This is a genomic window from Streptosporangium sp. NBC_01755, from assembly GCF_035917995.1.
Taxonomy (GTDB): Bacteria; Actinomycetota; Actinomycetes; order Streptosporangiales; family Streptosporangiaceae; genus Streptosporangium.
In genome coordinates this window covers 7,867,676-7,888,093 of record NZ_CP109131.1, presented here as the reverse complement: position 1 = coordinate 7,888,093, position 20,418 = coordinate 7,867,676, and the positions used below count along the sequence as shown (strand labels likewise).

At 68.0% G+C, this 20,418-nt stretch carries 21 protein-coding genes and 2 pseudogenes; 15 read left to right on the top strand and 8 right to left on the bottom strand.

The genetic code is table 11. The features are described from left to right. The first annotated feature begins 34 nt into the window (after window positions 1-34). Together OG884_RS36185 and OG884_RS36180 are read left to right on the top strand one after the other, a co-directional pair. A complete protein-coding gene (locus OG884_RS36185; RefSeq protein ID WP_326640423.1) occupies window positions 35-769 on the top strand; it encodes a helix-turn-helix domain-containing protein in 735 nt (244 codons plus the stop codon). Window positions 770-775: 6 nt separating this feature from the next. Beyond that, complete coding sequence (locus tag OG884_RS36180) at window positions 776-1,432, top strand: response regulator transcription factor (protein WP_326640421.1); 657 nt, start codon at window positions 776-778, stop codon at window positions 1,430-1,432. A gap of 45 nt (window positions 1,433-1,477) precedes the next feature. Here the strand turns inward: OG884_RS36180 and OG884_RS36175 are convergent, their stop codons facing one another. Continuing rightward, window positions 1,478-1,738, bottom strand: a complete 261-nt coding sequence (locus tag OG884_RS36175; protein WP_326640419.1) for an SAV_915 family protein — start codon at window positions 1,736-1,738, stop codon at window positions 1,478-1,480. Between the two features lie 416 nt (window positions 1,739-2,154). Between OG884_RS36175 and OG884_RS36170 the strand changes: the two genes are divergently transcribed. The 4 genes from OG884_RS36170 to OG884_RS36155 all read left to right on the top strand — a co-directional run bounded on the left by OG884_RS36170 (window position 2,155) and on the right by OG884_RS36155 (window position 7,092). After that, window positions 2,155-2,967 (top strand): potassium-transporting ATPase subunit C, encoded by an 813-nt coding sequence (locus tag OG884_RS36170; RefSeq protein ID WP_326640417.1) that lies wholly within the window; start codon window positions 2,155-2,157, stop codon window positions 2,965-2,967. Window positions 2,968-2,969: 2 nt separating this feature from the next. Continuing rightward, window positions 2,970-4,619 (top strand): potassium-transporting ATPase subunit KdpA, encoded by a 1,650-nt coding sequence (gene kdpA, locus OG884_RS36165; RefSeq protein ID WP_326640415.1) that lies wholly within the window; start codon window positions 2,970-2,972, stop codon window positions 4,617-4,619. 54 nt (window positions 4,620-4,673) lie between these two features. Beyond that, on the top strand, window positions 4,674-5,051 hold the full coding sequence (locus OG884_RS36160; protein ID WP_326640413.1) for a hypothetical protein: 378 nt from the start codon (window positions 4,674-4,676) through the stop codon (window positions 5,049-5,051). Between the two features lie 61 nt (window positions 5,052-5,112). Next, the gene (locus OG884_RS36155; protein ID WP_326640411.1) at window positions 5,113-7,092 is read left to right on the top strand and encodes a DUF6571 family protein; all 1,980 of its coding nucleotides are present in this window, start codon (window positions 5,113-5,115) and stop codon (window positions 7,090-7,092) included. A gap of 88 nt (window positions 7,093-7,180) precedes the next feature. Here OG884_RS36155 and OG884_RS36150 read toward each other — a convergent pair whose 3' ends face one another. Together OG884_RS36150 and OG884_RS36145 are read right to left on the bottom strand one after the other, a co-directional pair. Next, the gene (locus OG884_RS36150) at window positions 7,181-7,624 is read right to left on the bottom strand and encodes a hypothetical protein (protein ID WP_326640409.1); all 444 of its coding nucleotides are present in this window, start codon (window positions 7,622-7,624) and stop codon (window positions 7,181-7,183) included. Window positions 7,625-7,944: 320 nt separating this feature from the next. Further along, window positions 7,945-8,085, bottom strand: coding sequence for a hypothetical protein (locus OG884_RS36145; RefSeq protein ID WP_326640407.1), 141 nt, complete (start codon window positions 8,083-8,085; stop codon window positions 7,945-7,947). Between the two features lie 403 nt (window positions 8,086-8,488). On the opposite strand from OG884_RS36145, the gene OG884_RS36140 reads away from it, so the two are divergent. After that, window positions 8,489-9,166, top strand: coding sequence for a hypothetical protein (locus OG884_RS36140; RefSeq protein ID WP_326640405.1), 678 nt, complete (start codon window positions 8,489-8,491; stop codon window positions 9,164-9,166). Beyond that, complete coding sequence (locus tag OG884_RS36135) at window positions 9,163-9,534, top strand: type II toxin-antitoxin system PemK/MazF family toxin (protein ID WP_326640403.1); 372 nt, start codon at window positions 9,163-9,165, stop codon at window positions 9,532-9,534. The genes OG884_RS36140 and OG884_RS36135 overlap by 4 nt, the downstream gene beginning before the upstream one ends. Window positions 9,535-9,678: 144 nt before the next feature. Here the strand turns inward: OG884_RS36135 and OG884_RS36130 are convergent, their stop codons facing one another. Together OG884_RS36130 and OG884_RS36125 are read right to left on the bottom strand one after the other, a co-directional pair. After that, window positions 9,679-10,329 (bottom strand): 4'-phosphopantetheinyl transferase family protein, encoded by a 651-nt coding sequence (locus OG884_RS36130; RefSeq protein ID WP_326640401.1) that lies wholly within the window; start codon window positions 10,327-10,329, stop codon window positions 9,679-9,681. After that, the gene (locus OG884_RS36125; RefSeq protein WP_326640400.1) at window positions 10,326-11,165 is read right to left on the bottom strand and encodes a metallophosphoesterase family protein; all 840 of its coding nucleotides are present in this window, start codon (window positions 11,163-11,165) and stop codon (window positions 10,326-10,328) included. The genes OG884_RS36130 and OG884_RS36125 overlap by 4 nt, the downstream gene beginning before the upstream one ends. A gap of 277 nt (window positions 11,166-11,442) precedes the next feature. Here OG884_RS36125 and OG884_RS36120 point away from each other — a divergent pair, with 277 nt between their 5' ends. The 5 genes and pseudogenes from OG884_RS36120 (at window position 11,443) to plsX (ending at window position 16,753) form a co-directional block, all read left to right on the top strand. Next, the gene (locus OG884_RS36120; protein WP_326640399.1) at window positions 11,443-12,549 is read left to right on the top strand and encodes a M4 family metallopeptidase; all 1,107 of its coding nucleotides are present in this window, start codon (window positions 11,443-11,445) and stop codon (window positions 12,547-12,549) included. Between the two features lie 636 nt (window positions 12,550-13,185). Then, window positions 13,186-14,406: a group II intron reverse transcriptase/maturase gene (ltrA, locus tag OG884_RS36115; protein WP_326647101.1), complete on the top strand. Its 1,221-nt coding sequence runs from the start codon at window positions 13,186-13,188 to the stop codon at window positions 14,404-14,406. 106 nt (window positions 14,407-14,512) lie between these two features. Next, window positions 14,513-14,833 (top strand): protealysin inhibitor emfourin, encoded by a 321-nt coding sequence (locus tag OG884_RS36110; RefSeq protein WP_326640397.1) that lies wholly within the window; start codon window positions 14,513-14,515, stop codon window positions 14,831-14,833. 55 nt (window positions 14,834-14,888) lie between these two features. Beyond that, window positions 14,889-15,344, top strand: a pseudogene (locus OG884_RS36105) (AMP-binding enzyme); the annotation flags it as partial. Between the two features lie 437 nt (window positions 15,345-15,781). Beyond that, window positions 15,782-16,753: a phosphate acyltransferase PlsX gene (gene plsX, locus OG884_RS36100; protein WP_326640395.1), complete on the top strand. Its 972-nt coding sequence runs from the start codon at window positions 15,782-15,784 to the stop codon at window positions 16,751-16,753. A gap of 65 nt (window positions 16,754-16,818) precedes the next feature. On the opposite strand, the gene OG884_RS36095 is transcribed toward plsX, so the two are convergent. Beyond that, window positions 16,819-16,938, bottom strand: coding sequence for an NAD(P)-binding protein (locus OG884_RS36095; protein WP_326640393.1), 120 nt, complete (start codon window positions 16,936-16,938; stop codon window positions 16,819-16,821). Further along, the gene (locus tag OG884_RS36090) at window positions 16,935-17,285 is read right to left on the bottom strand and encodes a toxin-antitoxin system YwqK family antitoxin (protein ID WP_326640391.1); all 351 of its coding nucleotides are present in this window, start codon (window positions 17,283-17,285) and stop codon (window positions 16,935-16,937) included. Before OG884_RS36090 ends, OG884_RS36095 begins: the two co-directional genes overlap by 4 nt. 79 nt (window positions 17,286-17,364) lie before the next feature. Here OG884_RS36090 and OG884_RS36085 point away from each other — a divergent pair, with 79 nt between their 5' ends. Next, window positions 17,365-18,108 (top strand): sulfite exporter TauE/SafE family protein, encoded by a 744-nt coding sequence (locus tag OG884_RS36085; RefSeq protein ID WP_326640389.1) that lies wholly within the window; start codon window positions 17,365-17,367, stop codon window positions 18,106-18,108. Window positions 18,109-18,228: 120 nt separating this feature from the next. Here OG884_RS36085 and OG884_RS36080 read toward each other — a convergent pair. Next, window positions 18,229-18,564: pseudogene (locus tag OG884_RS36080) on the bottom strand (transposase); the annotation flags it as partial. A 470-nt stretch (window positions 18,565-19,034) separates the two neighbouring features. Here OG884_RS36080 and ltrA (OG884_RS36075) point away from each other — a divergent pair. Further along, window positions 19,035-20,309, top strand: coding sequence for a group II intron reverse transcriptase/maturase (gene ltrA / locus OG884_RS36075; RefSeq protein ID WP_326640388.1), 1,275 nt, complete (start codon window positions 19,035-19,037; stop codon window positions 20,307-20,309). Window positions 20,310-20,418: the final 109 nt, after the last annotated feature.

Genomic DNA, 20,418 nt, shown 5'->3' with positions numbered 1-20,418 from the left:
TTGACGGCATCTGATCGTCACCGGGAGGATTCACGTGAGGTCTGCACTGTTGTCCGACAGCCTGGGATTCGCTCAGCTGCTGCGCACCCATCGCGACAAGGCGCGGCTGACCCAGGAGGAGCTGGCGGAACGCGCCCGCCTGAGCGTGCGCACACTGCGTGACCTTGAGCGGGGCCGCACCCGCTACCCGCACCGCACCTCGGTGCGCCGCCTGGCCGCCGCCCTTGAACTGACCGGTGAGGACCGGGTGACCTTCGAGGCGGCGCCGCCCCGCTCGCTCGGTGCTCCCGCCGTGGCGCCGCCCCCGGAGTGGGGCCTGCCCTCGGTGAGCGGCACCGTCGCGCTGAGCCGGCTCCCGCTGCTGCGGGAGGTCGAGGACACGGTGTCGGTCGCCTCCGGTGGCGGGGAACCCGCGCTGGTGACCGTCACGGGCCCGGCCGGAGTCGGCAAGACCACCCTCGCCGTCCAGTGCGCCCACGTGCTGCGCCAGCGGATGGCACTGGACGTGCTCTTCCTGGACCTCGGCCGGGACCGGCGCGGCCCCGGCGAGCTGCGCACCGCCGTGCGGCTGGCGCGCATCGGCCGCATGACGTCCCCTGCCTCGGGCGGGCGGTGCCTGCTGCTGGTCGACGACGCCGACGGCGCGCGGGACGCCGACCGCCTGCCGTCACTGCTGACGCTCGGCTTCACCGCCGTCGTCGTCACCGGCAGGGAACCGCTCGCGGGGCTCGTCCCGTCCCGGCACCTCGTCCTCGCACGCCTGAGGTGAGCGGGAGTGAACAGCGCGAACACCGACATCCGGGTCCTGATCTGCTACTCGGAGAGGCTGCTCCGTACGGCGCTGTGCTCGATCCTCGCCGCCGAACCGGGGCTGCGCGTCGTGGGGGACGCCGGTGACGGATTCGAGGCGGTCTCCAAGGCCCGCGGCCTGCGGCCCGACGTGGCACTCGTCGACGAGCGGCTCACCGGCCTCGACGGCATCCAGGTCACCGAGCGGCTCCGCGCCGACTCCCTGGCCGGTCCGGTGCGGAGCGTCATCCTGACCGAGCAGCCGGAGGCCATGTTCGACGCGGTACGCGCCGGAGCCCGCGGCTTCCTGCTGCGCTCCAGTGACCAGGACGAACTGGTGGGGGCGATCAGGGCCATCGCGCGGGGGGAGGCGTTCTTCGCGCCGCAGGTCGCCAGCAGTTTCCTGCGGCGGTTCGAGAACGGGCTGCCCTACCGCCCGCCCGAGGCCGTCAAGTCGCTCACCGAGCGCGAGCACGAGGTGCTGGTCCTGGTCGCCGACGGGCTGAACAACACCGAGATCGCGAGCAGGCTGTACGTGAGCCAGGCGACCGTCAAGTTCCACGTCTCCAACCTGCTGTGCAAGCTCAACCTCCGCGACCGCCTGCAGATGGCCGTCTTCGCGCACAAGGCCGGCGTCGTGTGACCCGCTCGCCGCGCCGCAGCGCCAGGTCCTGTTCGAGCGCGCACATCAGGCGGCTCCTGCGGCCGGGCGGGTCATCGTTTCCGCGGGGTCGACGACGACGCCGATGACGTCCAGGTCTCTGAGCATGCCGCTCAGGGCGGGCTCGCTGAGCCGTACCCACTGCTGGTCGGAGCCGAGCACCTTGGCCAGGAGCAGAGGGGAGGTGAAGGCGACTGCGGTCTTCTTGCCCGCGGCGGTGCGGAACAGCCGGAGCGAGGCGCTGAACCGGCCCTGTCGGACCGGGACGAGTAGCTGCACTTCTGACATGTGATTCCTCCTGGGGAGCTCGTACAGACAGGGACGCTATGGCGCGGACATTCGGGCTGGTGGGTTTGATACGGGATCTGAACGGCGACCGCCGAAAACCTGACGCGTGATTGACGCCGGACCTCAGGTGGATCGATCAGCATCAATATCGCGTCAGGATTCGTCATCGAAATGGAGGGATGTCGTAGTGATTCGCCATGCGCTTCCCGGAATGCGGTGGCGCGTCAAGTTGATGCATCGATTCTGGAGCTCGGCGTAGCGAACTCATCAAGGGTGGTTGTCGGCCGATGGCGACAGGACTTCCATGTGCCAGACAGATGGAAGAGAAAATTCGTGACTATTGAGAACTCTGTCGGCTTGTTCATATCGATCGCCGTACTCGGCTACCTCGTCCGGTTCATCCCAGGAATTTGATCATGAAATGCGTGCTGGCCGCCCTCCGGGTGGTCCTGATGCTCACCGTCACCGTGGGCCTGCTCTACCCCTTGGCCATGACCGGCGTCGCCCAGGCGCTGTTCGCCGACCAGTCCAACGGCTCCAGAGTGGGCGACCACGGCAGCAGGCTCATCGGGCAGTCCTTCACCGACAAGGAAGGAAACCCGATCAGGACGTACTTCCAGAGTCGCCCGTCCGCCGCGGGCGATGGCTACGACCCGACGTCGACGGGAGCGAGCAACCGCGGCGCGGAAGACGTCGTCGACACGCCGGACCGTCCCAGCCTGCTCACCCAGGTCTGCGACAGGAGCAAGGCCGTGGGCGAGTTGGAGGGGGTCAGCGGGGCCAGGCCGTACTGCACCCAGGACGGCGTGGGCGCCACGCTCGGGGTCTTCCGCGACAGTGGGCTGAGCGGTCGTGTCACCCGCGCGGTCAGCCTGAACCAGCCCTGCCCCGCCAGGCCCTTCGTGCAGAGCCACGCGGGCGTCGCCGTGGAGTGCGCCGCCAAGGGTGAGGACTACAGCCGCGCCCTGATCGTGCCGGTGCGCGGTTCCGCGGGGACGCCCGCCGTACCCGCCGACGCCGTCACCGCCGGCGGCAGCGGCCTTGACCCGCACATCTCGCCCGCCTACGCCGAACTGCAGGCAGCGCGGGTCGCGAAGGCGCGCGGGTTGAGCCTGGGCCAGGTCAGGGTGCTCATCGAGGAGCACACGGCCGGTAGGGCGCTGGGCTTCCTCGGGGAGCCCGCCGTGAACGTGCTGACCCTGAATCTCGCCCTCGACGGGAAGACATGATCATGCTGCAGGCACTGTTCATCCTGACGATCCTCCTGGTCGTCCACGTCCCGCTCGGCGACTACATGGCCAAGGCGCTTGACGGCGGCCGTCACCTCAGGATCGAGCGCGCGCTCTACCGGATCTGCGGCGTCGACCCCGACGCCGAGCAGGACCGGCGCCACTATCTGCTCGCGCTGCTGGCGTTCTCCGCGCTCAGCGTCGTGTTCCTGTTCGCACTGCTGACCTTTCAGGGCTCGCTGCCGTGGTCGGGCGGCCACGAGGGCATGCCGTGGGAGCTGGCCCTGCACACAGCGGTCAGCTTCACCACCAACACCAGCTGGCAGAACTACGCGGGCGAGTCTCCGATCGGCCACACCCACCTCGCGGTGATGGCGGGACTCGGCGTGCAGGCCTTCGCCTCGGCCGCTGTCGGCATGTGCGTCGGTCTCGCGCTGATCCGCGCCCTGGTACGGCGCGGCGGCACCGGCCTCGGCAACTTCTGGGTGGACCTGATCCGCAGCGTCTTCCGCGTCCTGCTGCCCCTGGCGGTCGTCTTCGGCCTGGCACTGATCGGCCTGGGCGTCCAGCAGAACCTGGCAGGAGCCGAGACCGTGCGGACCATCGCCGGCGGCACGCAGACCCTGCTGGGCGGGCCCGTCGGCTCGTGGGAGTCGATCAAGCTGATATCCGGTGACGGCGGCGGCTTCTTCAACGCCAGTAGCGCCCACCCCTTCGAGAACCCATCGGCCATGACCAATGCGATCGAGATCCTGCTCATGCTGCTGGTCCCGACCGCCTTCATCCGGCTGTTCGGCCGCATGTCGGGCGACCTCAAACTTGGCTGGACCCTGCTCGTCGTGGTCGGCATCCTGTTCGGCCTGCTGCTGACCGCGGGCACCCTCGCCCAGGGCGCGCAGACCGGGACGGTGGCGCAGGCGGTCGGTGGCCAGTTCGAGGGCACGGAGACCCGTATCGGCGTCCCGGGCAGCACGCTGTTCGGCGTCGCGGCCACCGCCAGCGCCGACGGAGCGCTCAACGCCTCCTACGACAGCTTCTCCAGCCTGGGCGGTGGCGTGCTGCTGGCGGCCATGATGCTGGGCGAGATCGCCCCCGGCGGCACGGGCAGCGGCCTGTATGGGCTGATCATGGCGGTGCTGATAGCCGTGTTCCTGGGCGGTCTCATGGTCGGCCGCACGCCCGAGTTCATGGGCAAGCGCATCGGCTACGTCGAGATGCGATACGTGGTGCTCTACTCCCTGGTCGCCCCGACGCTGATTCTGGGTTTCACCGCCCTGGCCGTCGCCCTGCCCGAGGGGCGGTCGTCGATGGGCAACGTGGGCGCGCACGGGCTCACCGAGGTGCTGTACGCCTACACCAGCAACGTCACCAGCAACGGCAGCGCCATGGCGGGGCTCAACGGCAACACGATGTTCTACAACCTGACCATGACGGCCGCGATGGCCCTCGGCAGGTACCTGCCCATCGCGTTCGTCTTGGCCCTGGCGGGGCGGCTGGTGCACCGGCAACCCGTCGCGATCACCGCGGGTACCCTGCGCACCAGCGGGATCAACTTCGTGGTACTGGCCACGGGAGCCGCGTTGATCCTGGCGCTGCTCAACTTCCTGCCCGCCCTCTCACTCGGCCCGCTGGCCGATGGCCTGCTGGGATAGAGCACCCCGCCGTCAACATCTTTCTGCGCCGCCTGCAGTTCGCCGTCCGCCACGATGCCGTCCTCCACGTTGCTCACCACGCGGGGACACGACGTCGCCGCGGCCGTGGGCGACGGTGTCGCGCTGCGCGCCGCGGTGGACGAGCACCGGCCGGACGTCGCCGACGTCGGCGACTTCTTGGCCGCGCTCCTGCGGATCGCGGCGGGCGAGACCGTGCTGGACCCGGAGGTGGTCACCCGGATGACGGCGACCGGCAGGCGCGCCGACGCCCTCGACACCCTCACCTCCAGGGAGCGCGAGGTGCTCGTCATGATGGCCGACGGCCGCTCCAAGTCCACTATGCCTGGCTTCCGTGTCGGATCCTGGGAGGGCCGGTCCACCTCGTTAGTTGGGGGAAATTATCCGTTGATATCGAGCGAGTTTGATAATTAACTGCTTGATATCCTTGTTCGGTATTTATGGTGGAATGATCGGGAATGCGATCAGGGAGATCATGGAACCGACGTCACCGGGAACAGGGCCGCTGTCGCCGGACTTCGCCGGCATCGACCCGGGTCTGATGCAGAGTTTCATCCCCGCCCTGGAACGGGGCCGTGACGTGATCGGCGAGCAGTCCGAGCGGATCCGCCAGTTGCTCGTGGCGGCGGAGGTGTCGGCATCCGGTCTGCAGCCGATCAAGCAGATCGAGGGCTGGATCGACGACGAGCTGCCGGGGCTGCGACAGCGCCACTCGACGATCCGGGAGAGCGACAGGTTCGCGCTGTGGCTGCCCGGCGCAGGACCGATCGCCTACGACGAGAGCCGTTCCAGGACCGCGGAGGAGTCACGCAAGCAGGGCACGACGCTGGGTGAACGTCTACTGGCCATCGGTCCCGTCGGATTCTGGTCCCACCACGCCAACGTCGAAAAGTACGTCAAGGTCCTCGCGGAGCTGGACGCCAACAAGAACGACGCCGACTTCACCGCTGCCTTCTTCGCCGCTCTCGGTACGGAGGTGGCCCTGAACCTCCCCGTGCTGCTGCGGGAGAGTGTGCACACGGAGCCCTTCCGGGGGGTCGCCAGCCCGCCTGACCCCGACGAGCCGATGCTCCGTACGTTGAGCCAGGCCTTCGGCAGCGCGGTCATGGGAGGGGCGCGGGTCCCGGGGTTCGCCAAGATCAAGACTGCGGTCCAGAGTGCGAACCCGTCCGACCGGGGCGCCGCCGATCTCCTGCTGACCACGGGGGAGTTCCCCACCGAGTGGCTGGCGGGGGTGGCGTCGGCCTGGGGCGGGCTGGCGGACCCCCGCAAGATCACCCCAGGACTCCTCTACGCCCTGGGAAACAATCCGGCCGCCGCCCGGCTGGCCGTCGAGAAAGTGACGGGGGCATACACGAAGGACCAGTCGAAGCTGAAGGAGTTCCTGAAGAAACTCAACGAGCATGCCGGGGGCAGGTACGCGGGCGGAGCCCAGAAGGCGGACGCCTTCGGCCGCATGCTCGCCGCCGCCTCCGGAGCCTACGACGAGCAGGACGGCAGGCACAGCAAGGAGGCCGCCGCGTTCGCCTTCGCGGTGATGACGACGCTGGACGAGGTCAGGATCGGGGAGGCGGCCCGGGTGCACATGGCGGAGATCGCCGGCGCGTACACCACCGAGATCACCGAGGGCGCCAACATCGGCGACGCCAACATGACCGATTCCAGCGCACTGAAACCGACGACCTCGGCGCTGGGCCTGAAATCGGCGTTCACCCTGAGCCCGGGGGACACCTACGCGTTCATGAAGGTCTTCGCCGACACGGATGAGAACCTCGCCCCGTTCGAGGAGGGGATGGGACGGTTCTCCCAGCGACTGATCGCCGACACCCTGGCGACGACCAAGCAGGGCCGGGATACCGATTCCCTGGAACAGGCGCTTGATGCCCTGGGCAACGTCCGGGGCTTTGAGATGGCCGCAGCCGAGAAGGTCCGGGGCACCATGGACGTGGCCGACGCGCAGGCCCAGAAGCTCAACAGCTTCGCCATCGGCGCGACGCTGGGGGTGACCGGTCTCGGTGTGCCGGGCATGGCCGGTCAACTGACCTGGCTGGCACTGGGCACGGGCTTCTCCGGTAAGGACGCCTTCCTGTCGGAGGACCAGAAGCGGGTGGACAAGCTCGACAAGGCCGACGGGAACGCGACGCTCGGCCGTCAGCATGCTCTCGCACAGACGCTCATCGCCAACGGCTTCGCGCCGAAGGTGACGCCCGCCGAATATCAGGCGACCTGCCCGCCGGGCGTCGCCATCGCCGACGACGAGGGCAACCTCAGGCCGTTCCCCGACTTGCTCAAGCAGGGTGACAAGGGCCTGGTGGCCTTCGAGAAGTGGGCCGACGCCAACGGGATGGGTGGCCGCGACAGATTTTCGGTCGGGAACCTGTCCAGCCGTATGGCGAACTGGTTCGAAGGCGGCAACGGACGAGGCAGACAACGAGCCTTGGTATTTGACAATTAGGGCCTGGCTCAGCGCGTTGTCGGAGAGCCTCGACCCTGGCAAAGGGAGCGGTTCCCGGCAGCCTGGCTGACGTTATTGAATGACCGGATTACGAGGTTGGGAGACACTCGGTCTCGCCGCGAACCCTGAATTGTCCGTCGGCCGTCGATTCCAGGATGAGCGCTGTCTTGGCCGTCTTGCTGGCCAGCTTGATGGGAGCGTTGCCCGGGTCTTCGGTGATCTCGTAAGAGGCGACGGCGGAGAGCGCGCCTACCATGAGCCCGTTGAGCCCGTCCGCGTCAGAGTGCGGTTCGGTGTCCTGGCCAGTGGCTGCGAAGGTCCGTTTGGCCCGGCCCTCACCGCAGGGAATGTCCCTCTCCCCGGGATCAGTGATCTTGACGTCCAACGCCTGGCTTCTCTTCATCAGCCCGGTGATATGGAGCTTCAGGGTCTCACCGGCCTCGGCGGCGGTGGGCTCTTTTTCGGCGCAACCGGAAATCGCCAATAAAACCACCACACAAATCATGACGCCCTGCCGTACGAGACGTGCCATGAAGTCCTCCAGGGGCTGATCGATTTCCTGCTGGTTTCATAATGTCCAACGGATCGGCCCGGCGCCTCCACCTGAGTGGAGGGATGCTCGCCGGGACGGTTCCTGGCTGGAGCGGAGTCCGGTGCACGGGGAACAGACTTCGGTGGGGATCAAGGCGCTCCGGCGGCTGCTGGAGCAAGTGGGTGCCGGGCGAGGGGAGGGGATTTCTGGTCGTTCTTCCAGGTGTCTCGCTCGTCGCCGAGAGCATTTGGGACGTCGTGGTGGCCTGCCTGGGTTGGTTGCGGGTCACCATGAACCGGGAGGTGTGACCTTCGCGCAGGTCAGGTCTCGGAGAGCCGGAACCACACCACCCGGCTGGTCGGGGTTTCGTACCACCCCCAGGCGGTGGACAGTTCCTGGACCAGCCAGAGGCCGCGTCCGCCGCTGCTGTCGGGGTCGACGTCCGGGCAGATCCGGGGCACCTGTCCTGGGGTGCCCCGATCTTTCCGGACACGGACCCAAGTAGGGTTTGCGCTAGGGCCCCGGCCGGCAGCCCCCCAACGGTATCGGCCACGGAGGCGGACCGGAGCGGCGGATCGACGACCTGGTCCTGCGAGACATACCGCTGTACATGTGGAACTTCGGTAGCTACCAGCACGGCGCCACCCCCTTGGGCGAGCAGAACCGCCACGCCTTCGGTGGCCTGACCGACGCGGTCTTCCGGATGATCCCCTTCTGGAATCCGGCCGCACCGCCGACTGGCCTTTCCCATGATCCACTGACATTGCCGTAGCCGAGTGTAATGATGGCCTCACGTACTGCCATTGACTCATCTCGGTGGCGAGTGAATGCCGGTAAGGGCCGAAAATGACTGATAGGAGTAGCGTGGCACTGGGACAGATCATGGGAGGCGCGGTGATGAGCAGGTCTCTTGAGTCGCCCAACCCCCTGGCCAGTTCGGTTCTTGCGATGCTGAAGGTGGCTCGTGATCTGGACGTCGAGCTCACTCCGGAGACGCTGGCGATGCTCCTCTATCTCGCCGACCTGGATGCCATCGAGTCGGGGCGGACGCAGTTCAGCGGGGCCACCTGGCGATGGGACGACTCCGGTCCCTACGATCACGCGCTGATGCGGGCCGAGGAGTGGGTGGTGGAGAGCGAACTGGTGGAGCGGAGAGAGGCGCCGCACGCCGATCGCGATTCGTACGTGCTCACCGTGACAGTCGACATCGAGGATCCGTTGAACGCGGCAGACATGGAGTGCGTCCGGAGCGTGGTGCGCCTCCACGGCGGTAGAGGTGTGACCGGCCTGGAAGAGCTGTCCGCCGAGACCGCGCCCGTGATCGAGGCCCAGGTGGCGGGAGATCGGGGGGTGCTGCTCGATCTCAACCGGGCACGGCGCCGTCAGCAGGTGAGGACGCGTCTTGAGCGGTTCCGATCGCGGCGTGCGGCACGGCCTCCGGTGGAGGACTCTCCCGGAGTGGATGACGCCCTCAGGGCGGAGTTCCTGGAGATGAGAGCCGGTCTCCGGCGAGTCAACGTGAAGATGCTGGATGACCAATGAAGGGATCCATCCGCAAGGGTGGCGTCTACCTCGTCTCCGACCGGTCGCTCACGATGCCCCCCAACGATCAGCGCAACTACCACCTCAAACGGCCGGTGATCATTCTCAGCGGCGATGCGAAGAACGAGCAGGCCACCTGGTCTCTGGTCCACGTCGTCCCCACGTCGACATCGACCACGCTCAGGACCGAATACTGCGTCAAACTTGCCCAGGGGACCGGCAACCTACCGAGCAAATGCTGGGCGAGGACGATATGCGCACAGCCCTTCCTCAAGGAGGAACTCGGCGACTACCTCGGGCAACTGTCTCCCCAGGCCCTCCTCCTGATCGAGGAGAACTTGTTCGCCTATCTGGGCAGCACCGACTGAGATCGTGGGCTTTCCAAGCCTGCACCGATCTCGGCGTTGGCCGGATTCCCCACCTGGATGTTCCTCGACGAGGACGCCCGATCGCTGTTCGTGGAATGGCAGGATCAGGCCTGGGCCGCGGCCGAAAGCTTGCGATCGGCATGGTCAGGGGGCGGGCCGGTCCGGTACGGCGATGGAGGTCACCGCCAGGCCGTCGGCCACCAGCCAGCGGCCGGTGAAGCCGGTCAGTTCCCGGCCCGCCACCAGGGGGCCCGGGACGAGAAGGCGGGCGGTGAACGTACCGGACGGGTCGAAGACGAGATGGGCCTCCTCGAAGCCGAGCCAGCGCCTGGCCAGTGGGAACCACGCCTTGTAGACGCTCTCCTTGGCGCTGAACAGCAGCCGGTCCCAGTGCACGCCGCGGTCGAGCCGCGCGATCGCCGCCCGCTCCTCGTCCAGGGAGACCGCGTCCAGGACGCCTTCGGGGAGCGGCTCGTGCGGCTCGGCGTCGATACCGACGGTCAGCGCGTCACGGGAGACGGCCGCGGCACGATACCCGACGCAGTGCGTGATGGCGCCCACCACCCCGCCGGGCCATCCCGGGGCGCCGCGCTCGCCGGGCAGGATCGGCGTCGGCGGCAGCCCGATGCGGGCCAGGGCCTGGCGGGCGCAGTGGCGCGCGGTGGTGAACTCGCGCCGCCGCTTGTCCACCGCGCGGGCGATGACCGCCTCCTCCTCGGGGAACAGCGTCACGCCCGGCGGGTCGTCGAAGGACTCCGCGCTCGCCACCCACGGCGGCAGGATCTTCTCGATCATGCGACGGGCTGCGGGCTGGGCAGGATGCGCCGCAGCCGGCCGGGCGCGGTGGAGCGGCGACGCCATTCGCGCGGATAGCCCAACGAGACCTCCTCGAAGCGGACCCCGTCGTGCCAGGTGGTCCGGGGGATGTGCAGGTGACCGTAGACGACCGTGGCGGCGTCGAAGCGCAGGTGCCAGTCGGCGGTCCGCTCGGTGCCACACCAGATCGCGAACTCCGGGTGATGCAGAATCAGGGTGGGCTCGCGCACCAGCGGATAGTGGTTGACCAGCACCGTCGGAACGCCGGACGGCCTGGCCTCGAGGCGTCGCTCGGTCTCGGCGATCCTGGCCTCGCACCACGCGTCCCTGGTCGGGTACGGGTCGGGGTGGAGCAGCATCTCGTCGGTGCAGACCACGCCCTTGTCGTACGCGCGGGCCAGCGCCTCCTCCTTCGTCGCCACGCCGGGCATCCGGAAGGTGTAGTCGTACAGCACGAACAGCGGGGCGACGGTGACCGGGCCACCGGGCCCGGTCCAGGTCGGGTACGGGTCCTCGGGCGTGGCCACCCCCAGGTTCCGGCACACCTCGACCAGGTGCCGGTAGCGCTCCTCGCCGCGCAACTGGACCGGGTCGCTGGGATGGGTCCACAGCTCGTGGTTGCCAGGCGCCCAGACCACCTTCTCGAACCGGCCGGCGAGCAGCCCCAGGGCCCACTCGACGTCGGAGACCTTCTCTGAGACGTCCCCGGCGACCAGCAGCCAGTCGGAGGCGGAGGTGGGCCGCAACTCCTCGAGGATGCGCCGGTTCTCCTGGTAGCCGATGTGCAGGTCGCTGATGGCCAGCAGTGACGTCATGCGTGGCCCGTCCCCGATGAGGCGGCCGCCGCGGGCCGCCCGTCGCGCGCCGGCACCGGAAGTGCCCCCGGTACCTTCTCGTCCCCAAGCATCATCGCCTCCGTCCCGCCCGCTTCCCCGGGCACGGTCCCGCCCCCGTGATCACCAAGCAAGAGAACCTTCTCACGATCGCTCCCCGGAGGCACACCCCGGTCCGCCACGCAGTTGTCTCCGGCCGGTGCCATCCGAGTACGGCGATACTCATGCGTTTGCCGTGGATGGCGATGATTCTTGGCGTATGACTACCTTCGACAGCATGCCCGCGTGCTGCATCGCGCCCCCCGACCTGCTTGAGGCGGTCGCCGAGCAGGGCACCCCCGAGGAGCGGGAGGCCGCGCTCCGGACCCTGACCGCATCGGAGACCTCCCGGGCTCAGCGCGCGTCGGTCACCGGCGCGCTGAGCCGGCTCACCCTCACCATCGCCGACGTGGCGCCCGCCCCCGGCATGGTCCGTACCGTCTACGACGCGGAGAACGGCGGCGACTTCGACCTTCCCGGGAAGAAGAGGCGGGGGGAGGGCGATCCGCCGTTCGGTGACGCGGCGGTCGACGAGGCGTACGACGGGGCGGGGGCCACCTACGACTTCTACCGGACCGTCTTCGGGCGCGACAGCATCGACGGGCGGGGGTTGGAGATCGTCTCCTCGGTCCACTACGGGAACGACTACGACAACGCCGCCTGGATCGGCTTCCAGATGATCTACGGTGACGGCAGCGGGCAGATCTTCACCAAGGGGTCCCTCACCAAGGCCGTGGACATCGTCGCCCACGAGCTGACCCACGGCATCACCCAGTTCACCGCGCACCTGGTCTACAGCAAGCAGTCCGGGGCGCTCAACGAGTCGTTCTCCGACGTCTTCGGATCCCTCGTCAAGCAGTACGGCCTCGGGCAGAGCGCGGAGCAGGCCGACTGGCTGATCGGCGAGGGCATCCTGGGCAGCGCCCTGCGTGGGACGGCCCTGCGGTCGCTGAAGGCGCCGGGGACCGCCTGGTCGACCCCCACGGGCGGCCGCGACCGTCAGCCCGCGCACATGCGCGACTACCTGGACCTGCCCGACGACGGCAACCCCTCCAACGACCACGGAGGCGTCCACCTCAACTCCGGCATCCCCAACCACGCCTTCTACCTCGCCGCCACCGCCATCGGCGGCAACGCCTGGGAGCGCGCCGGCCGGATCTGGTACGTCACCCTCACCGAGCGGCTCCGGCCGCGCTCCAACTTCCGGCAGGCCGCGGAGGCGACGGTGGAGGTGGCCGGAAAGCTGTTCGGCGCCGACGGCGACGAGCAGCGCAAGGTACGCGCCGCCTGGCAACAGGTCGGGGTTCTCCAGACGGGGCCGGTTTAGGATCGTGCCCATGTTGCGTCCTGGAAGCTGGTCCAGGCCTGCGGGTGGAAGTCCCGTCCGGGTAAGCACTGGAGCGCCCGGTAGCAGGCCCCGGTTCGTTGTGGAGACATGGCGGGCTGAGCGGGGCGTCAAGAGCCTCTTTGGAGGGAGCAAGCACGCGGGCCGTAGCGTAAAGCGAACCTTGCAGCCTCGTCAGATTCACAATGGAGAAGCCGAGCCGCTCATGTCACGGCGAAGGCCATGTCCGGTGGGCCTTGTTCCAGGGTCGGTCTGCCAGGTTCTCCCGGGGTATGGAGGATGGCACGTGTGCATGGTCTGGGCCGGAACAGGAGAGACCCGTCTGACCACGCCTTTCGTCGGGCACGAGACCGGGCGTATAAGCCGATGGTGAAGTCGTCCGGAGGGCAGCGGGAGTCCGAGGGGGCCGTAGTACCGCTGATCGGCGTGCAACATAACGCGCCGGGAGGGAAGGGCCCCCACTTTGATCACGTCCGTGGCGAGGGTAAGCGCGAGGGCATGGCCGGGGTGACCCGGTCCAACCACCCCGATGGGCGAGCGTCCATCGTCAAAGTGCGAAAACTTCAACGCGGGCTATGGGCTGCGGCCAAGCAGTCTGAGGAGCGGCGCTTCCACGCCCTGTATGACCGTATCCACCGGGGTGACGTCCTGTGGGAGGCGTGGGAGCGAGTCCGGAGTAACCGGGGAGCGGCTGGGGTGGATCGGATCACCCTGGCGCATGTGGAGGAGTACGGGGTCGGGCGGATGCTTGCCGGACTCCAAGACGATCTCCGGGCAGGTGTGTACCGTCCCGCGCCGGCCAGGCGAGTGGACATTGCTAAATCCTCAGGTGGCAAGCGGCCCTTGGGGATTCCGACGATTCGTGACCGGGTGGCGCAGGCGGCGGCCAAGCTCGTGCTGGAGCCCATTTTCGAGGCGGACTTCTTGGAGGTCTCCTACGGGTTTCGGCCGAAACGGTCGGCGTTGCAGGCCAAGGAGATGATCCGTAAACGGTTCATCGAAGGCCACACTCATGTCGCCGAGTTTGACATCGCCAACTTCTTCGGGGAGATCGACCATGGTCGGTTGCTTGCCGAGGTGGGGCGGCGGGTGTCGGATCGCCGGGTTCTCAAGTTGATCCGCTTGTGGCTTCAGGCGGGGGTGATGGCGGATGGGGAAGTCACGCGGTCGGTCGCGGGCACGCCTCAGGGTGGAGTGATTTCGCCTCTGTTGTCCAATATCTACCTGCACCTTCTCGATATCGAGCTGAGTAGGCGAGGGGTGGGGGTGCTGGTGCGGTACGCGGATGACGGTGTTGTCTGCTGCCGGTCGGCTGCCCAGTCCCACGCCGCGCTCGTGGTGGTGGAGGAGGTCCTCACTTCGCTGGGGTTGAGGCTGCATCACGGCAAGTCGAAGGTTGTTGACCTCAGGGAAGGCCGGGAAGGCTTTGACTTCCTGGGCTGTCATTTCCGGGCTCGTTTTTCGGGCCGGATGTGGGAGAAGTACGGCATGGTCCGCTACTACCTGCATCGCTGGCCCTCGGCGCAGGCGATGAGCCGCTTGCGCGAGAAGGTCCGGGTACGGACGGGCCGCCGCCGGTCGGGAACGGATATCCGGGTGATCATCGCGGATCTCAATCCGGTCCTGCGCGGCTGGGGTAACTACTTTCGCACCGGGAACGCCGCCAGAAAGTTCGGCCAGGTGGATGACTACGTGGTGTGGATGCTGTGCCGCTTGATGATCAAGAAGCGGGGTCGCAATCTGCGGGCGGGTCAACACCAGGCATGGACTCGTGAGTGGTTTGAAGGGCACGGCCTGCTCCGCCTACGCGGGACCGTCCGCTATCCGAAGGCAGCGTAACCATGTCAAGAAGATCATCGGTAAGCCGTATGCGGGAAAACCGCACGTACGGAATTGAAAGGGGGATGGGGAACCGGGCCTTCGGGCACCGCGCCCCTGACTACCAATGAAGGTGTCGATCGTCCGGGGTGGCGGCATCGCCGGTCTGGTCACGGTCACCACGGTCGACTCGGCGTCGCTGGCGTCGCAGCAGGTCGCCGAGTTGCGCTCCAGGGTGGAGCGGGCCGGGCTGTCCGATGCGCCGGAGCGCTCCGGTGCCTCCGGCGGGCAGCCCGACCGCTTCGACTACGAGCTGACCGTCGAGGACGGCGGCCAGGCGCACACGGTGCGCGCCGGCGAGGGCGACCTTTCCGGCCCGCTCCGCGCGCTCATCTCGTACGTGACCTCGCTGCCGGGCAGGCAGGAGCGGATCGGCCCGCCCGGCTGACGAGCGGGTGCGACCCGTTGCGGTGGTGTCCGGACGGGCCGCACCGCGAAGCCGCTACTCGGTGATGCTCGGCTACTGGGACGAGCCCGTCAGGACCGCCGAGGCGATCGACGCCGCCCGCTGGATGCACACCGGCGACCTGGCCACCATGGACGACGACGGCTACGTCAACGTCGTCGGACGCATCAAGGACATGGTGATCAGGGGCGGTGAGAACGTCTACCCCCGCGAGCTGGAGGAGTTCCTGCACGGCCACCCGGACATCGACGACGTCCAGGTGATCGGTGTGCCCGACCCGAAGTACGGTGAGGAGCTGATGGCCTGGATCGTCATGCGGCCGGGGGCCGTCCCGCTGACGGCCGAGGCGGTCAGGGACTTCTGCGCCGGGCGGCTGGCCCACTACAAGATCCCCCGCTACGTCCACCTGGTCGACGGGTTCCCCATGACGGTGACGGGCAAGATCCGCAAGATCGAGATGCGCGAGCAGGCGATGCGGCTGCTCGACATCTGATCCCCGTCCTCGCTCCCGCCGAGCCGGACAGCGGCGGCACTTCACCGGAGTCGCGGCTCGTTCACCATGCGTCGGCTCCCCGGCCCGGAGGGGCCGGGGAGCCGACGCTGTCTTTACGCCTTCTTGCGCGATGAGTTGATTTATCCGCAGCCCGGTCCGGGGATGGGTCGTCCGACGCCATTGATCATGGGCCGTGCGCCCGCCGCCGGACAGACACATCCGAACGCGTACGCGCAGACCCTGCGGACCTGGCGACGAGGAGGAGCGCGTGCGCCATGTCGTGGTGATCGGCGCGGGTCTCGGCGGCCTTGCCGCCGCGGGGCGGGACGTCACGATCGCGGCCGGCCGCGCCGAACGCCTGCTGATCGCCGAGGTGCCGTGAACCGGCCGGGTGGGGCCGGTACGAGGTCGTCCAATGCCGTCGTCGGGAGGGTGTGATGTCGGAGCCGGTGGCCGTCGACGCGATGGGCGGAGACCACGGACCAGGCGAGACGGTCGCCGGGGCGGTCGCGGCCCGGCGCGAGTTCGGAATCCCCGTGGTGCTCGTGGGCCGCTCCGGCGCGGTCCGCGCCGAGCTCGCCCGCCACGGCGCCGCCGACGAGATCGACGTGGTGCATGCCGAGGACGTCGTCCCGATGACCGAGCGGGGCGCGGGAGCGGTCTTCTCCACCATGACCAGTTTGATGGTCGGTTGCGACCTCGTACGGCGGAAAGAGGCTTCGGCGTTCGTGTCGGCCGGTTCCACCGGCGCGGTCGTCTCGTGCGCCATCCACAGCATCGGGCGCGCCCTGGGCGTCCTGCGGCCCGCCCTGGCCATCGCGCTGCCCTCGGCCACCGGCGGCGCGACCGTGCTGATCGACGCCGGGGCGACCTCCGACCCCACCCCGGAGATGATCGCCCAGTTCGCGCTGCTCGGCGCCTCCTACGCCCAGCTCCTGCTCGGTGTCGCCGACCCGTCGGTGGGCTTGTTGTCGATCGGCTCGGAACCCGGCAAGGGCAACCGGCTGACCCGCAGGGCCGGTGAGCTGCTCGACGGGCTGCCGTTGCGCTTCTGCGGCAACGTGGAGGGACACGATGTGCTCGCGGGGACCGTCGACGTGATCGTCACCGACGGTTTCACCGGGAACGTGGTGCTCAAGAACGTCGAGGGTTCGGTAAGGGCCGCGCTGACGCTGGTGGCGCGTTCCGGTGCCGCCGGGGCCGAGGAGTTGCGGGCGGTGGCCCGCCGCTACGCCCCGGAGGCCCATGGCGGGGCGGCGCTGCTCGGCCTGATCGGCACTGTCGTCGTCGTGCACGGTTCCTCGCGAGCGGTGACGATCGCGCGTGCCTGCGCGGTGGCGCACGATCTCGCCGAGGGCGGGGTCGTCACCCGGTTGGCGGACCGGTTCACCGCGGAGGCCGCCCGTTGAGCGGCGTGGCGGAGCCTCGTCGAGGCGGGGCGACGGAGCCGAACCGGCGTCGCCGCCGGGCGAGGTCAGCGGAGCGAGTTTGCCGCCGAGGTGGGAGGCCGCTCGTACAGGCGCACCCGATGCCCCCTGCGGGCCGGCAGCAGGGCGCAGACCATGCCCCCGGCACCGCCCCCGATCACCGTCACCTCCAGCGGTGCATCGTCCGCTTCGTTTCCTTGCCGTTCTTGTCGTAGGTGACCCATTCGCCGGTCTTCTTGCCGGCGTTGTACGTGCCCTCGTCCAGCAGGTTGCCGTTGTCGTGCCGGCGGCGCCACGGGCCGTGCTGCAGGCCGTCCACGAAGGCACCCCGCTGCAGCAGGCCGCCGCCCTCGCGGTGCCAGACCCACTCACCGACGAGCTGTCCGGCCTGGTAGGCTCCCTCAGCCTTCAGTCGGCCGTTCCGGAAGTAGAACGTCCACGGTCCACTTCGCTGACCGTCCGAGTAGTCACCCCTGCCCAACAGGGTTCCGTCCTTGAAGTGCTCCTCCGCCATGCCGACAGCGTAGAAGCGATCATGTGGAGGAAGATGGCGTTTGGGACCAGGGCGGTGCCGTGTGATTGGCTGTCCCTCCGTGAACGTCGCTGAGGTGCTGGGGTTGTTCGGAGCCGGGGTGCTGGCCGGGGTGGTCGGAACGGTGGTGAGCCTGGCCTCGATCATCTCCTACCCGGTGCTGCTGGCGTTCGGCCTGCCGCCGGTGACCGCGAACGTGACGAACACGGTCGCGCTGACCTTCAACGGGGTGGGCGCGGCGTTCGGGTCGCGGCCGGAACTGGTCGGACAGGGCGCGAGGGTCCTGCGACTCGGCACGATGACCCTGCTCGGCGGGGCGGTGGGGGCCGGGTTGCTGCTGGCGACCCCCTCCGACACGTTCGAGGTGATCGCGCCCTGGCTGATCGCGTTCGCCTCGCTGCTGCTGCTCCGTCTGCCGAACACGATGACGGGGTACGGCGGCGAGGACGGGTGGAAGGCGCGCGCCGCCATGTTCACCGTCGCGATCTACATCGGCTACTTCGGGGCCGCCGGTGGGGTCCTCATGTTCGCGGTGCTCTCGGCCATGCTCGACCAGCCACCCGTCAGGATCAACGCCCTGAAGAATGTCGTCTCCGCCCTGGCCAACGGAGTGGCGGCGATCGGCTTCGCCCTCTTCGGGCCGGTGGAGTGGGCGGCGGCGGTGCCCCTCGCCCTGGGCTTCCTGCTGGGTGGCCGGCTTGGCCCGGTGATCGCCCGCCTCCTGCCCGGCCGTGCCCTCCGCCTCGGCACCGCCGCCTGCGGCCTGCTCGTCGCGCTCAAACTCGGCGTCGACGCCTACACGTGAGCTGTCCTCGTCGTACGAGCATCCAGAGTTCGGGAGCTGTCCTGGAAGCCGGTCACCGTCGAAAGGCGCAGTGCCGCGCCTGGTGGTCGCCACGGCGGTGGCGTAGGTGATCTCGTCGGGGTCGGCGAAGGTCTGCTCGGCCAGGGCCTGGCGGCGGAAGATGCGCCACCAGGCTTCTTGCAGGTTGAGCCAGCAGGCGCCTTTGGGGATGAACACCTGCTGGATCCGTGGATGCTCAGTGAGCCATTGACGGGTGGAGATGCTGTTGTGGCTGGAGAGATTGTCGGTGATCACCGCAATCGTGCCGGTTGGGTTGCTCTTCTCCAGCAGGGCCAGAAAGCGCTGCCAGCCAATACTGTTGCGCGATGCGGCGGTCTCGGACGTTCGTGGCTGTGTGTAACTGTGCTGGAGATGGAGGTAGGCCCTCCGGGATCGCCTTGCAGGAGGAGGCCCCAAACCACCGCATGCTGCGTCGGTTAAGAGCCGGGGTGGTGAGCGATGCGGAAACGGCGCGGCGGGACCGCGTCAGGTAGGGATCAAGAAGGCGAGCGCGAGCGAACCATCGCTGAAGTGTCGAAAGAAACAGACGACGTCGAAACCGGGGGCTGCTCTTGCCTTCGGGACAAGCCCGGGGGATACCTGTCTACCGCTCGGGCGGCGTCCGGCATGGAGATGGCGCGAGCTTGATCTGGGCTCTGGCATGGAACGCGGGAACCTGTCGCCCGTGAAAGTGTCCCCGGCGGCCGGTCGGGGCGAGAGGGAGAACCCCAAGGAGCGATGAGCTTGCAAGGGGCTGAGTACCGGTGGCCGGGCACAGGGGCGGACCGTCTCGTAGTAGCGGTGAAGCGCCGTAATGGGCGTGGAGCGAAGGGGACGGGTCATTCAGGTTTGTCTGATGGTCAACCGAAGTTCTCGGGAGGAGCCGGATGAACGAGCCAGGCTCGAAGCCGTACGACATCTCCAAGCAGGTGTTCGTGACGGCGTTTGAGAAGGTCAGGAGTAAGAAGGGGGCGGCCGGGGTCGATGGCGTGACGGTCGAGCAGTTCGAACAGGGCCGCAAGGACAACCTGTACAAACTGTGGAACCGGATGTCGTCGGGGAGTTACTTCCCGGCCCCGGTGCGGATGGTGGAGATCCCCAAGAAGAGCGGCTCGGGATCGAGGATTCTTGGAGTGCCGTGCGTTGCAGATCGCATCGCGCAGACGGTGGCGGTCGCCTATCTGGAGCCGTTGGTGGAACCGATATTTCACCAAGACTCCTACGGGTATCGGCCAGGCAGGTCGCCGCTGGATGCGGTGGCCACCTGCCGGGAGCGCTGCTTCCGGTACCCCTGGGCGATTGATCTGGACATCGCGGGTTTCTTCGACAATCTCGATCACGATCTGATCCTCAAGGCGATCGCTGCCCACACCGCCGAGGCGTGGATCCTGCTGTATGTCGAGCGGTGGCTGAAGGCCCCGCTGTCGATGCCGGACCGAACGCTTGCCGCGCGGGATCGGGGCAGCCCCCAGGGCGCGTCGATCTCCCCGCTGATCGCCAACCTGTTCATGCATTACGTCTTCGATGCCTGGATGGCCAGAGAATTTCCGGCTGTGCCGTTCGAGCGGTTCGTCGATGACGTGATCGTGCATTGTGTGAGCGAGCAGCAGGCCTGCAGGGTGAAAGAGGCGATCGCCTGGCGACTGGCGGAGTGTGGCGGGTTGCAGCTGCACCCGGACAAGACCCGCATTGTGTACTGCAAGCAGACTGGACGCTACGGCAGGCACGACACCGTGTCGTTCGACTTCCTGGGGTACACCTTCAAGCCGCGGATGGCCATTCAGAAGGGTGGAGCGCTGTTCACGACCTTCTCTCCGGCCATCAGCGGTAGCAGTGCTAAAGCGATCCGGCAGGAACTACGCCGGATGCGATTTCACCTGCGCAGCGACCTGAGCTTCAAGGACATCGCCAAGTTGATCAACGTCAAGGCCGGGCCGTGGGCCGCCTACTTCGGGCGCTTTCGCCCGTCGGAGGCTGCTCATGTGCTGTCTCACATCGATCAGTATCTCGTTCGGTGGGCCCGACGGAAGTACAAGCACCCGCGGCGCTCTCCACGTCGGGCGTGGGAGACCCTGAAGAAGATCATGAGATCTTATCCGGGGCTCTTCGCGCACTGGAAGCGGAATGCGCTCAGGAGATCAGCAGCGGCGCGAGCTGGATGACAGGAGCCGGATAAGTCGAGAGGCTTACGTCCGGATCTGTGGGAGCCGGAGGGTGAGATTCCCTCCGGCCACCCGACCGTCAGAGGCGGCCTGAAGTTGACCGGTGGCA